The organism is Pontibacter sp. CAU 1760, from assembly GCF_054482735.1.
Window position 1 is genome coordinate 1 of record NZ_JBTLRL010000023.1, and the last position, 14113, is coordinate 14113.

Sequence of the window (14113 nt, forward strand, 5' to 3'; positions counted from 1 at the left end):
GCCTGCCGGACCCTGCAGGACATTTGTTAAGTCGAAGTACGCCAGAATACCTTCTGGCAAGAGACAGCTGATAAGATTGTGGTAAGGATCTTGCAAGGGAAAAGCGTGTGTGGTGAATTATACGCACGCAAAGCTGCTCTTTTTCTCACTGCCCCACAAGTTTTCGGTTTGATCCGTGAACTGTCCAAGCTGCGGCAACTGGAGGAGGAGAATCGTCAACTCAAACAACTGGTGGCGGACCTGAGCCTGGACAAACAAATGCTGCAGGACGTGGACCCGATGCTGACGCACGTCTGCGGGGCTGAAAAAAGCTCTAGACCAGCCCAGTCAAAAAGGCTGGTCTTAGAGCTAACTGAAAGTTACCGGGTCTCTGTTAGAAGCGCGTGTAAGGTGGTGCTGTGCCACCGCTCGGGCTGGTACTAGCGCTCCAGGGCCAGGGACAGCTCCGTGATCAGGAAGCGGATGCAGGAGATTGCCCAGGTGAGGATTCGCTACGGGTTCTGGCGTATCTTTGTCCTGCTCAGGCGAGAAGGCTGGCGGGACAACCATAAACGCGTGTACTGCCTCTACAAAGAGGAGGGGCTGAACCTGAGGAGCAAGCGGCCCAAGAGAAGTAAAACCGCCGCACATCGGCTGGAGCGTCCGGAACTCTCCAGTAACCACGAGTGCTGGTCGATGGATTTTGTGGCTGACCAGCTCTTCGATGGCCGCAAATTCCGCTGCCTGACTATAGTCGATAATTATAGCCGCCAGTGCCCCGGCATCCTGGTGGGAAAGTCACTGAAGGGAGAAGATGTTGTAGCCGCTTTGGAGTGCATCAGGCAGGACGCCCAAAAGCTGCCCAAGCGTATACAGGTGTACAACGGCAGTGAGTTCATCTCCAAGGCGCTGGATAGGTGGGCTTATGAGAACAAGATGACGCTGGACTTCTCCAGGCCCGGTAAGCCCACGGATAACGCCTTTATCGAGTCCTTCAGCGGGAGCTTCCGGGATGAGTGCCTGAACGTGAATTGGTTCCTGTCACTGGAGGATGCACAGCAGAAAGTCGAGGCCTGGCGAGCGGAGTACAACCACTTCCGCCCCCATAGTTCATTGGGCGACAAGACGCCGGAAAAGTGGCTGGAACATAACATAGTAGATCCCGAATTCTCTACTTTTGACCGGTCCTAAAAATGGGAGGAGGTCACCTTCACCATGGAAAATACATTTCCCGAAGGGGCCATTGTGCACGCTAACGTCAACCCTGGCTGGCGACGAGGCAGTACGTGGCACGCATTTGGAGCATCCCCTGGAAAAGATCTCATTTACTACGAGCGTGAGCTAGCGATAAGTGAGGAGGCGCAGCATGAGCAAGAGAATGAGGGGCAGAAGTCTTCATCCATTTTAAATATGGGCAGGGGCTACATGCTGTCAATGTGCAAAATCCATCCATCGGCAGGATATACAGTGAAGAAAACGTGATGCCGGTAAAAGCGGTTTGGCCGAAAGCATATAAAATAAGTCCGATAACGCTGCTGAGCTGTCATCAGCGTTATCGGACTGTTAGCAACGGTACCTTTTTCCTTTCCGGAGGGCACACTTCCTGACTCTCCCAGGCTAAGCTCCGGCACTCTGCATTCCAGCCCGACGATGCGGCTTGAAAATGGATGTTATAAAACAATGCCCTCCTGCGTCGTCTGCTTAACAGGAAAGTCTTGATCGCCCCACTGCTCCTTGACGTTGGTTTCTATGGTGAGGCTGAGGGCGGTGAGTGGTACATCCTCTAGCTTGTTCTCGAATGGATCCTCAATACGCTCACCCACCAAATCCAGCGCTAAAAACACGAAAGAAATCATAACGGAGACAGGAATAGTGGCCAGGCCCATCTCACTCACGAAAGCGAAGGGCAACAATGAAGCATGTATGAACACAAAAACCCGGGAGAAGAAACTGTACTGGCGCGGGAAGGGAGTATTCTTGATTCGCTCGCTCATGCCCTGGATGTTGTTGAACTCCACCAGCGTGTCCTCCAGCTTTACAAACCGGTAATCCGAGACCCAGCCTCTCTTAAAGGCCTGCCGCAAGTCCTCGCCCTGCAGCTCAAGCAGGAAGTTGGGAGGGTTGTTCTTGTGGTAGAAGGCCTCAAACTCATCTTTCTGTAGGAAAGCCTGTATATCGGTGTATATGTTGGTCTCCTTGTATATTTCTTCCTGGGCCGTTATGTTATAAGCATGCTTTAACCGCAGGAACACGCGCAGCGCATGCACAAAGGCAATGTGCCTGTAGACCATACGGCGTTGCAGTTCTTTTACCGCTGCTGCCTCCGCCTCTTCACTTGGAATGACCATCGTAATCACCTGGCGTGTCCAGGCGCGGCTGTAGTTAACCAGCAGGCCCCATATCTTGCGGCCTTCCCACCACCGCTCATAGGCACTGTTGCTCTTGAAGCCAAGAAAGATAGCCAGTGCCGTGCTCAGGGCGGTAACGGTGTTGAAAGGAATGCTCAGGTAGGCCACCTCAAAATGGTCATGGACAAGGTAAACAACAATTGCCAGAACCAAGTAGTAAAGCAGGCTTTTCCATGCGTAATGGAGGATCCCCCTCCAGCTCAAATTTCTCCGGACTATCATTAAACATTATAGAGTATGAAGCTTTTAACTTCAGGCGAGGGGAAAAGTTTTGAGATTTGACCTATTAGCCTGTCCTGGCTAAGCGACTGGCACCCGCTGTATCATACCGGCATCAGCACTTCGTCAGCCGGTTCATTGGCAAGCGTCTGTTAGCGGCAGATCACTACCAGCGGTATAGTATGCGGTTTTGTGTTCCAATGAGAAGCTAGGTATCTCAATTTTTTTACCCCGTTGGGCTTAATTCCGAATTTTGGGGTGTGTTTTAACTATATGTGAAGCAACATTCTGTGCAGACCAGTTAAACATCTGAACGCTCTTGTCAAAAGGAAAAGGGGCGCTAGGGTGAAAGAATGGATTTTGCAACGGTTGATACTGTAGGCAAAACGTGAAATCCATTTTGGTAATCTGACCTCTAAAGAAATAGCTTAGAGGCTGGGATTCTGTAAAGGATGTACTCAGCTAGTCAAGGGGGAAAAAGGACTACCTGCAGGGCTAGGATTGCAGGCACCTGCTGTTGATGATTAGCGCGCGAGGGTACGAGGAGATTGCGCATAACGCTGCAGTGTAGATCTGACAAAAATCGGAGGAGGAAACTTTCTCTTGCCTAGAAAGGTCGGATATGTCGGGAACAGGGAGAAACCAGCAGAAGGCATAATAGCAGAGCATAACAAGCTGCACCACGAGGACTACGGCAGAGTTTGGCAATCTGATCATGCGTTTTCTTTAATCGGCATGGAGTTCAGTCCTTATTGGGCGAAGGTGCTCAGTTTACACTATTCAGCACTTCTAAGGGTCAAAACCCCAAGCGTGCCTGAAACAACGGATGCCAAGAGTATGCCGTATTTCGCCTGTTCAATCATATGTGGGTCTTTGAACGCCAGGGCGGCAATAAAAAGGGACATGGTAAAGCCCACACCGGCTACAAAAGCAATGCCCACAATATGCCTCCACGTAACTGCCTCAGGAAGGGGTACCACCCTGAACTTTACCAGCACCCAGGTAAATAACAGGATTCCAACCAGCTTTCCTAATACCAAACCTGCAAACACCCCTATGCTGATGGGATGTAAAAGATCGGAGAAGAAAGTTGAACCGATTGCAACACCGGCGTTAGCAAGGGCAAAGAGGGGAATAACCAAAAAAGTGATCCAAGGGTGTAGGGCGATTTCTATTTTCTGTAAAGGCGTCTGAGCTTCGGCACTCTTATTTTTTACTTTCTCAATTACCTGATGTTGCTTTTGAGTCATCAGAGGGCCCTGGTTCGGGATCTCCTGATCAAATTCTGCCACCAGCACTTCCAGACTAGCAGAATAAGCCGACTCATCTATCTTCGTACGTGCCGGAATAGCGAACGCTACCAACACCCCTGCGATAGTGGCGTGCACGCCGGAAAGCAAAAAGGCAAGCCACACTCCTCCAATGCCGATCAAAGCATAAAACAGCGTATTTCGGACTCCTGCACGGTTCGCTACCCAGAGAATGCTTAACAAAGCAAACCCGTAAGCAAGACTTTCAAAAGACAAATTTGAGCTATAAAAAAAGGCTATAACCAGTACAGCCCCCAAATCATCTATAGTGGCCAGAGCAACCAGGAAAACCTTTGCGGAAACAGGTACTTTTTTGCCTGCAAGGGACATGAGTGCCAACGCAAAGACAATATCAGTTGCCATGGGAATGCCCCACCCACTTAAGGAAGTTCGGCCTATATTGATGATAAAGTAGATTAAGGCCGGAAAGATCATACCTCCCAGGGCGGCAGCCATCGGCAACAGCGCTTTCTTGAAAGATGACAACTCGCCTGCAATAATTTCACGCTTTAGTTCCAGCCCCACCACAAAGAAGAACATGGCCATAAGTCCGTCATTTACCCAATGGTGAAGAGAATAGGTTAAAAGGGAACCTTTTAAACCTATGGAAAACTCTGTTTCCCATAGGTGATGGTAAGCCTCACTCCAAGGCGAATTCGCCCATAGAATAGCAACAAGTACTGCTAACATCAAAACCGCACCTCCTGAGTTTTCATAGTGCAGAAACTTATTAATAGGCTCTATGGAGCGGTCAAGTATTGTTCTCTTCATCGTATGGATTTTTCTCCTTCGCCGTGTCTGCAACTAGAAGCAAAGCGCTCGTACAGTAAATCTGGATTCTACTAGCGTTATTAACGCCAAAGCGGGCTGCCTTTTGCTTCTACGTGATATACCATGAGCCCGTAAAAGTAAGGTAAGTACAAGCGTCAACTCCTAGACTGGGGCTACCTTATTCGCCCCAGATAAGCAAGAAGCTGCACATTGCCGCATAACAGACAGCAAATCCATATTAGGGTTCATGTTTTTTATCAGTTCCACCAGTATTATGCTTACGCATATTACTTCTCAAATCTTACTTTAGCACTAACAAGTTTTTATTGCCCACCTAGGTTTCTTATCAACAACCAAGCCTTACAAGAAATAAAATGGCAAACGTAACACAGGTGTTTGAGCTGAAGGTGTCTGCTCCTGCTGTACCACAGGTAGATGACTGCTGCCTGATACGAAAGGCTCCCTACCAGCTGAATAAGCAAATGGTTGCCTTAGGGTATCCAGAGAGTGCTTAGACGGAGCTTAGCTTTCACCCGTAGTGTTTGTTCCCTCCGCAGTGCTCATCCTAGTCTGCTTCTGCGCACTCCTTCCTGTACGCCTCGGGGATAAGAGCCGTGACTCAGAAGCTGGCCCCCTGCTATACCTTACGTGTGCATTTTATAAAGCAGATTTATCCAGCTACCCCACTCCCTCACCCGTATAGCTAAGTAGTTTGATAAAAACGTGGTTTAGCTCAACTCTAAACAACAAAGTCATTTTTATTAAGCTGCCAGCCACTGTTAATAGTAGCAGCGCAATCCACTCGAAAAACAACTATCACCAGAGACAGTACAGCCAAACGCAAAACATAAGCTCAGGATGATCAGAGAAGACCAGTGCCAAACAACCTGAACAAACTACTGCAGCAGGATACAACTATGAGAATGGAGGTTCGGGCGGAAGTTCGGGCCTTCTATGAGTTCTTGATATTATACCGCTTACCTGCTTATTAAAAGGTCGGCGCATGGCTTGTAGGCACTTATGAGGAAACTCACCTCACAATATTATTACTCCCCATTTCCCTTACCTATATGAGACTTTCCATCGAGAGAAAAAATGTAAAAGTATACCCGGACCCCAAGCGGGTCATTGCCCGTTATTTTTTTAACAGCGAGGAACGTGCCCGGCAGGTGATCCTGCACGTGATGGAAATGAACAGCGGGGAAGTATTTGACACTATTTCCCCCATTCTGCAGGAGTATTCCAAGCGGCACCGGAACATCACCAAAGTACTCTACCGCCATTGCAGCCGCTTAAAGAGCATCTTCTTAGAACTAAATATTAACTATGAGCAGATGGACTCCTACCGCAGGTTACTCATCGGCTCCTTTTTCACCCATGAGTATTCCATAGAGTCAGCCGCTTTTTTCAATCCCTCTATCGTGGAGGACCCGGACCAGAAAGAGCTGGAGGAAGGTCAGAAAAGGGTGATCATCAGCTTCAGGGCTGTAGGCGAAGGCCACATTTCCTCTATCGTCTTTCGAAGGGCCTTACTTGACCAGGACTGTAATATCAGCGTGGACCCAGTAGGCAACCATGTGGACGAGGCAGAGATTATACATAGCGCGGCCTATGAAAAAGGCTTGTTTTTTAATAACGCCTTCAGTGGACTGATACCGCAACGTGTGCTAAAGGACGTGGCAGACCGGTTAGAGGAGCATTTTGATTATAACATGCTTAAGCAGGTCATCAATCAAATAAAATCGGAACAGCCGGATGAGCACTCCAGGTTGGAATATGATAAAGTGTTGTGGCTGGCTGACTCCTACTACAAGATTTCGTTTTCACTGGACACCGATATCTCTGACCGGGTGATTTTCCCTATCTCTGAGTTTGAGCGCAAGGGCATAGAGGATGCCCGCTTTGTCCGCTTCACCGAGGAGGACGGCAGCATTGTGTACTTTGCCACCTACACCGCCTACGACGGTGAGGTCATTGTTCCCAAAATGCTGAAGACAAAGGATTTCTACAATTTCAAGATCATGCCGCTCTATGGCACCGGGGTGCAGAACAAGAACTTCGCGCTTTTCCCCCGGAAGATCAACGGCAAATTTGTTATGGCTTGCCGCAACGATGGCTGGAACAACTACATTATGTACTCCGACAACATCAACATGTGGGAAAATCCCGTGATGATAAAAAGTCCGAAGTACCCCTGGGAGTTTGTGCAGGTAGGTAACTGCGGCTCGCCGATAGAGACCCCGCACGGTTGGCTGCTACTTACCCATGGGGTTGGACCGATGCGGCGCTATTGCATAGGCGCCAGCCTGCTGCAGCTCGATGACCCAACCATTGAAATTAGCCACCTCGACGAGCCGCTGCTCATTCCCAATAAGGATGAACGGGAAGGGTATGTGCCCAACGTGCTCTACTCCTGTGGCCCAATCGTGCACAACGGGAAGCTCGTTATTCCTTACGGGCTTTCGGACTATTGCTCTTCCTTTGCCACAGTAGACCTCAACGCGTTACTGGACAAACTGCGCAATCCTTCCCTAGCTGTTTAGGATTTGCTTGTAGAGGTGCAGGTAGTCCGCAGCCATCTTCTGTTGTGAAAATTGCGACAGACTCCAGGCGCGGCATGCTTGGCGGCTGATACAGCTTATTTGCTGTGCGGCCGCTACCGCCTCGCTTATATCCTTTACCAGGAATCCCGTCTCTTCCTGCCGGATCAGCTCCGGCATAGAACCCCTGTTGAAGGCAATGACCGGTGTACCGCAGAGCATGGCCTCCGCCACACTTAGCCCAAAAGGTTCATCAAACAGAATAGGGTGCAGCAGCGCAAGCGCCTGTCCCAGGAGCTCGTTCCGTCTTTCGGGACCGGCAGCGCCCACGAACTCCACCTGATCGCCCAGGTAAGGCTTCACCTCTCTGTCAAAATACCCCTGGTCCTGGATAATGCCGGCAATAAGCAGCCGTTTTTTGCTTTTTAGGGCAATTTGGATGGCTTCTGCCGTGCCTTTGTGTGAGTGGATGCGGCCAAAAAACAGGAGGTAGTCCTCCGGTTGTTCTGTAAAAGCAAAGTCTGCTTCCCGAATGCCGTTATACACTGTGGCTATGTAGTCCAGCACCGGATTGCGGTCGGAATTGCTAATGGAGACGTAGTGGGAGGTGGCGTTATACTTCTGATAAACCGGTAAAATTTTGGCAGATGAAAACCCATGAATCGTTGTCAGCATCGGCACCTGAATCAGCCGGGAATAGGTGAGCGGCAAAAAATCAAAATGGTTGTGAACGATATCAAAGTCAGCCGCTTTTTCCATTAGGTTGCTGATGTGCAGACATTCCACCACTTTAGCATCCTGTGTGCGGTCTTCCTCATACCCCTGGTCTATCACAGCATCCAGTTTACCCGTCGTTACGGCATCTGCTGTGGCGAAAAGTGTAACGTTGGCTCCTAAACTGATCAGTCCTTCTGTTACGTTGGAGGCCACCTGTTCCCAGGGCCCGTAATGGCGTGGCGGGGTGCGCCAGGCCACAGGGGCTAATACGGCTACCCTCATACCTTAAGGGCCGGATCCAGTACTTGTCCGGCAAGGTCATACTCGTATTCGAGTTCCAAAGCCTTCAGTACGGCAAGATGGGAAATCAGGTAAGCAAGCGTACTTTCGGCTCCCTGGTTGCGGTTGAGGCCTGTTTCCTGCAGCCCGTCACAGCAGCCTTTTGTTTCGTGGTCATACAAGGGCACGCGCAGGATGTTCTCGCCTAAAAACCACTGGTAGCTGACGAACATCTTTTCTACATAGGCAGGCTCGTGTGTACTTTGGTAGGCCTGCAGGTACAGCAGCACCATAGCCATCGTTTCGATGGCCTGCTGATCAAAAACAGGGACCTCTCCACCACGCTGATGCCATCCCTGGTTGCCTATCGGGCTGAGAAATCCTTTTTCCATCGTCAGGCTATCGAGGAATGCCATGGATTCCATAGCCACCTCTTTCACCCTTTCATCACCGGTTATCTCGCAGGAGTGGAGCAGCGCCAGCGGCAGAATAGCATTATCGTAAGTCAGCTTCTCCTCAAACCAATGCCAGTCATTGCCGCGCTGTTGCGCATACGCCTCCATCAAAGGAGCCGTCAGGCCGGCAAGTTCCTGCAGCAGCTGATCATCATCGGGGTGTGCTTTCAGGTAATAACTTACACCTATAATAGTGTTTGCCATGCCCCGTAAATGGTGCAACTGCCTGAAGTGCGGGATAGAGCGGGAAAACAGCTCTCCGGCAAACTCCCGGTAGGAATTGTTGGGGGCAGCGCTGATCAGGTAGCCCAGCGACCATACCGTGCGGCCAAAAGAGTCCTCCGAGCCCACTTCATCCAAATACTCCCGCCTGAAACTCAGAAAATTCCGGAAGTTGCCGTCATCACACTGCATGTAATGAATAAAACTGAGGTAGATGGGCAGCAGTTCGAGGGCTTCCTGGCTTTTATTGCGCTGGTAAGCCATGAGTGCCATGATCAAAGCCCGGGCGTTATCGTCCAGGCAGTAGCCTTCTTTCAGGTTGGGGATGCCGTACTTGGCATGCTGCACAATGCCCGTGTCATCGGTCAGGCGGCACGCATGGGTCAGGCTGAACTCCGGTATTCTGTCCGGGTCCACAAGTTTAAGGATCTCATTCTCGACAATCAGTTCCTTATCAATAGCATCCTGCATCACTCGGATGAAGTCGGCGCCAATCTGAGGCCAGCGTAAGTGCAGGCCGTATTCATAGGCGTTCTCCTTCAGTTCTTCCAGCACCTCCGGCTGATCAAGTAACTCTATCACAGTGTCAGCCAGCATCGGGGCATCCTTGAAGTTAAACAACCGCCCCCGGTTATCTGCCAGCAGTTCCAGGGCATGCCAGTAAGGTGTGGAGACCACCGCTGTCCCGGCTCCTACGGCATAGGATAAGGTGCCGCTGGTAATCTGGGCTTCATTGAGATAAGGCGTTACATAGACATGGGCCGCTGACAGGTAGTTCATCAGCTCCTCTTCCGAGACAAACTGATTGATGAAGGTCAAATGTTTCTCCACTTTTAGGCGCACGGCCAGCCGTTTCAGGTAATCCCGATATTCTTCTCCGGAGTTTCGCAAAATACCGGGATGCGTTTTGCCCAGGATGACATACATCACGTCGGGGTGCCGTTCTACGATCTTCGGCAAGGCTTGAATCACGGTTTCAAGGCCTTTGTTTCGACTGAGCAGCCCAAAGGTCAGCAGCACCCGGTGGTTCCGGAAGGTCGACACCTTTTTTAGTGGGTTTACGGCGGGTGCTTCCAGGTCCGGCACTCCGTGTTCTATATACTGTATTTTCTCCGGGGCAACTCCATAGACAGTAGTCAGAAACTCAATGCCCCGGCGGCTCATCACGATCACTTTGACCGAGCGCGCGGCAATTTCCTGAATAATGAGCTTTTGAGTGTGAGACGGTTCCTGCAACACCGTGTGCAGCACGGTGAACAAAGGCTTCTCCAGCCGGTGTAGCAGCGGCAGGATATAGATGCCGCTCTCCCCGCCATAGATGCCAAACTCATGCTCCATCATTACTGCCTGCACATCGCTGGTGTTGATGAAGGTGGCTGCTTCGATATAGTCTTTCTGGCGGTTCTGCCGGATGACAAACTTTATGTGTTTTGGATAGTCATACGTCTGTAGATCATCTGAATCGTTCATGGCGATGCCATATCCTCTTTTCAGAGGTGATTTGCTTGGGATATGAGCCTGAATGGCTCGTTCCACATTGTCATTGAAGGTTGCAATGCCGCACTCCCGCGGCAAGTAAGTGGAGATGTAGGCAATACGCATGGTTGAGGAAGGGAAAAGGAAGGTTTATGCATCTATCTGAAAAGCCATTTTTCAAATAGGAATAAGTTTTGTACAATACTCTAACGCGTGCTACCTCAAGTTAGGTTCATATAGAATCTCTTACTTAGAGGGAAATGAACTTATTTCAGTCAGCGAGCACATATTCTTGGGCTCTGTTCAAGTGAGGTTATCCGCTTCAACCACAATACTTTTGAAGTGTTGTGTACAACTCAGAGCATGTTTAAATTTTAGAATTGGGCAAAAAAAGCGCGTAAGCATTAAGTGACCAAACTCAAAAGCTTATGCCATCTCAGTATCAGAGACTCACTGACTCGCAATGGGATATTGTGAAGGAATCGCTTGCCACCCATCGGAATCGCAAACACTCGCTAAGGGGTATTGCCGACGCCCTCTTCTGGTGCCTTCGCCTTGGCAATCAATAACGCAACCTGCCCACTGAACTCCTTCCCAAGTGGCAGCTGGTGTACTATTACTTCAACAGGTGGAAGAGGGATGGCATGCTGGAGAAGCTGAATTTTTCGCTCAACCAGCTGGAGCGGGAAAGGGTTGGGAAAGAGGCTTCTCTCAGCCTGCTAAGCATTAACAGCCAGTCGGTAAAGGTGGCTCCTTTCATCAGTGAGGAGACAGGCGTGGACGGCAACAAGAAGATCAAGGGCAGAAAGCGCCATGTGATCACAGACACGCTGGGCCTTGTGTGGGGAGTGGTGGTGCATGCGGCACACAGGGCTGATGGGGCGCTGGCCGAGCAGGTGGTTCCGCTGCGGGGGTATCTGCATCGGATGGATAAGATACTGGCTGATGCGGCTTACGAGATGGTGTTCAAGGGTTGGGTGGCTGAGAACCTGTTGGGGGTGGAAGTAGAAATAAGCTCCAGGCCCCCAGTCTCAGAAGGCTTCGTTCCGGTCAAGTGGCGGTGGGTGACGGAGCGGGCTTTTGGCATGTTCAACTTCTTTAGAAGGCTCGCCAAGGATTATGAAAAAACGCCCGAAAGTGCTCAAAGTTGGGTCCTGTGGCACAACTGCCAACTGGCATTAAGTAGATTGGGTTGAAAAACAGCTAGTTAAAATTTAAACATGATCTGAGATACTATTTGGTAACATCATTCAATCCTTCCATTTTATTCAGCTTAGTATGTTATTCAAATTAGCTCCTGCCGCCGTATATGTAATCCAATGAGATAACACTCACAAGAAGAGTCATCCATTGTCCTAAGCTGCTGTTTAATTTAAGAGGGTGCAGCAGTAATGTCTCCCAATAGGGAAGTATTGTCAGCAAGAAAAGAAATATTTATCCCTAGAAGCCCTAGCCCGGCAAATGAAGGAGAAATAAACCCAAATGCAATCACAAAAGCTGATATGGTATCAGATTTCGCGTCAGATTCCAAATTGGATTATACTCTGTTTGTTTGAGAGGGCTCACCCGCTACATATCCAAGGGAGTGGACATGGTTGATTTACCAAATAAGCAACAGGCTATTCTATATAAAATAAAAATATTTAAGTAAACAGGTTTTATCAATAAGGTATGAAAGAAACAAAAGCATACGCAGTTCAGGATGCAACCACACCGCTTGGGCCATTTAGTTTTGAGCGTCGCGAAGTAGGGATGCATGATGTGGAAATCGAAATCTTATATTGCGGGGTATGTCATTCTGACTTGCACCAAGTTCGCGATGAGTGGGGCGGCGCTATGTACCCCATGGTGCCAGGCCACGAAATTGTAGGTAAAATTACCAAGGTTGGAGAGCAGGTGAAGAAATTCAAGGAAGGTGACTTAGCCGGTGTTGGGTGTTTTGTGGATTCATGCCGACAGTGCGTAAGCTGCCAGGAAGGGTTGGAACAGTATTGCGAACGCGGTATGGTAGGCACCTACAATGGCGTGGAGCGCGATGGCAAAACACCAACTTTCGGCGGGTACTCCACCCGTATCGTCGTAGACGAGAACTATACCCTAAAAGTACCTGAAAACCTTGCGTTAGCGAATGTTGCCCCGCTATTATGTGCCGGCATCACCACATACTCGCCCATTATGCAATGGAAAATTGGTAAAGGGCACCGTGTAGGTATCGTTGGTTTGGGTGGCTTGGGCCATATGGCTGTTAAGTTGGCAGCCTCAAAGGGCGCCGATGTAACGGTTTTAAGTACATCACCGGAAAAAGAAAAGGATGCCCGCGATCTGGGGGCTCACAATTTTGAGGTTACAAAGAATACAGATGTCATGCAGAGGCTAGCAGGTACGTTTGATTTTATCATTAACACCGTCTCAGCCCCTCACGATTACAATGCTTACCTGAACCTCCTGAAAAGAGACGGAACAATGATCTTATTGGGAGCGCCTCCAGAGCCATCCACAGTAGCAGGTTTCAGCTTGATATTCAAGCGCCGCCGTTTAGCAGGCTCGCTTATAGGTGGAATTGCCGAAACACAGGAAATGCTGGATTACTGTGGGAAGCATAACATTGTATCTGATGTAGAAGTAATCCCGATTGACTATATAAACGAAGCTTATGAGCGCATGCTAAAAGGGGATGTGAAATATAGGTTTGTGATTGATATGGCGAGTCTAAAGTGAAAAAAATAATGCAGCAAAATGAGAAGGCTCCTGTTATCAAGCAGGGGCCTTTTTACTTAAATTCTTTTGATGCTGAAAATCAAACGGTGCAACAGTTTTTGAAGTGACAATAGACTCATGTTGATTAAGGCACTATCAAATACACAAACTCTCAAAGCTCTATATATCAGGACTTTTGAAATTTCACGAACCTGTTTAAGCTAAATCAAAGAAAGTTTTCATAACTCTAGAGCTAAATTCTTCATTGTAATCATTCCCTTCAATGATGGTTTTAAAGAGCTCTTTATCATGATTAGAAATAGCAGTATTAAACTCAAGCGTTTGTCTGTCAATATTTTTATAGCCCATGTGCCATCCCGGGAATAACCTTTCATCTATTGCCGCAAAATCTCTTTTATTTATTCCTCCGTGTCGTTCATCTTTTGAAATGAGTTCATATAGTCTACAAACTTGCTCTTCGTAACCTTCAAGATACTGTAGGAAACGTTTATCAGAATGCAATAAAATGCCAGTAATATTCAGACCTGGGTTATTTCTTTTGCAAGCATCCAAAATCTTTACGATTTCTTCATCTGTACAAGTTGCCCTACGGCTGCTAGTATAAACTAATCGGTACAGGCCTTTCACAATCAAGACTTTTACTTGTTTTTATCACTATAAGGGATACTGAATTTATTCAAACTCAGCGGGAGATTCTTCCACTTCTACGTCGTGTTTTCAAGTTTAGATTTTCTTCTTAGAATGATACGATGCAAAAACTTATACCCCTCAGGGTTGTGGTGCTGGTAGTTGGATAATAAAGTCTTGTCAGAGTATTACAAGCTAGGGAAATTCCGCTTTGCATTGGATTACCAAACGAATGGAATCATCGAACCAATTGTAAAGGGATTTTGCGTTTCTTAGAAGCTGTTTTAAAACCTATTTAAATCTTTTTAACATAACAGCTATCATGGCCAAATAAAGCATGCTTTGGGCATTGACTCTGTTTTTCTCATAGTCTTTGCTCAAGCGTCTTGCGT

The 14113-nt window shown here is 48.5% G+C and carries 9 protein-coding genes and 1 pseudogene; 5 read left to right on the forward strand and 5 right to left on the reverse strand.

Going from position 1 to position 14113, the window contains the following annotated elements:
* Window positions 1–75: 75 nt before the first annotated feature.
* A pseudogene (locus ACXYMU_RS20275) lies at window positions 76–1170 on the forward strand (IS3 family transposase).
* Window positions 1171–1649: 479 nt separating this feature from the next.
* Here the strand turns inward: ACXYMU_RS20275 and ACXYMU_RS20280 are convergent.
* On the reverse strand, window positions 1650–2609 hold the full coding sequence (locus ACXYMU_RS20280) for a bestrophin family protein (protein ID WP_458988253.1): 960 nt from the start codon (window positions 2607–2609) through the stop codon (window positions 1650–1652).
* A 773-nt stretch (window positions 2610–3382) separates the two neighbouring features.
* On the reverse strand, window positions 3383–4687 hold the full coding sequence (gene nhaA / locus ACXYMU_RS20285) for a Na+/H+ antiporter NhaA (RefSeq protein ID WP_458988254.1): 1305 nt from the start codon (window positions 4685–4687) through the stop codon (window positions 3383–3385).
* Window positions 4688–5061: 374 nt separating this feature from the next.
* Between nhaA and ACXYMU_RS20290 the strand changes: the two genes are divergently transcribed.
* Window positions 5062–5202 carry a hypothetical protein gene (locus tag ACXYMU_RS20290; RefSeq protein WP_458988255.1) on the forward strand — a complete coding sequence of 47 codons (141 nt, stop codon included), beginning with the start codon at window positions 5062–5064 and terminating at the stop codon, window positions 5200–5202.
* 555 nt (window positions 5203–5757) lie between these two features.
* The gene (locus tag ACXYMU_RS20295) at window positions 5758–7230 is read left to right on the forward strand and encodes a glycoside hydrolase family 130 protein (protein ID WP_458988256.1); all 1473 of its coding nucleotides are present in this window, start codon (window positions 5758–5760) and stop codon (window positions 7228–7230) included.
* Here the strand turns inward: ACXYMU_RS20295 and ACXYMU_RS20300 are convergent.
* Together ACXYMU_RS20300 and ACXYMU_RS20305 are read right to left on the reverse strand one after the other, a co-directional pair.
* On the reverse strand, window positions 7219–8226 hold the full coding sequence (locus ACXYMU_RS20300) for a glycosyltransferase family 4 protein (RefSeq protein WP_458988257.1): 1008 nt from the start codon (window positions 8224–8226) through the stop codon (window positions 7219–7221). The two genes, ACXYMU_RS20295 and ACXYMU_RS20300, sit on opposite strands and share 12 nt — an antisense overlap.
* Entirely contained in the window at window positions 8223–10502 is a 2280-nt protein-coding gene (locus ACXYMU_RS20305) for a glycosyltransferase family 4 protein (RefSeq protein ID WP_458988258.1), read from the reverse strand. Before ACXYMU_RS20305 ends, ACXYMU_RS20300 begins: the two co-directional genes overlap by 4 nt.
* 518 nt (window positions 10503–11020) lie before the next feature.
* Between ACXYMU_RS20305 and ACXYMU_RS20310 the strand changes: the two genes are divergently transcribed.
* A complete protein-coding gene (locus tag ACXYMU_RS20310; RefSeq protein ID WP_458988259.1) occupies window positions 11021–11572 on the forward strand; it encodes a transposase in 552 nt (183 codons plus the stop codon).
* A 475-nt stretch (window positions 11573–12047) separates the two neighbouring features.
* Window positions 12048–13094, forward strand: coding sequence for an NAD(P)-dependent alcohol dehydrogenase (locus ACXYMU_RS20315; protein ID WP_458988260.1), 1047 nt, complete (start codon window positions 12048–12050; stop codon window positions 13092–13094).
* A 195-nt stretch (window positions 13095–13289) separates the two neighbouring features.
* On the opposite strand, the gene ACXYMU_RS20320 is transcribed toward ACXYMU_RS20315, so the two are convergent.
* The gene (locus ACXYMU_RS20320) at window positions 13290–13721 is read right to left on the reverse strand and encodes a BLUF domain-containing protein (RefSeq protein ID WP_458988261.1); all 432 of its coding nucleotides are present in this window, start codon (window positions 13719–13721) and stop codon (window positions 13290–13292) included.
* Between the last annotated feature and the right edge of the window lie 392 nt (window positions 13722–14113).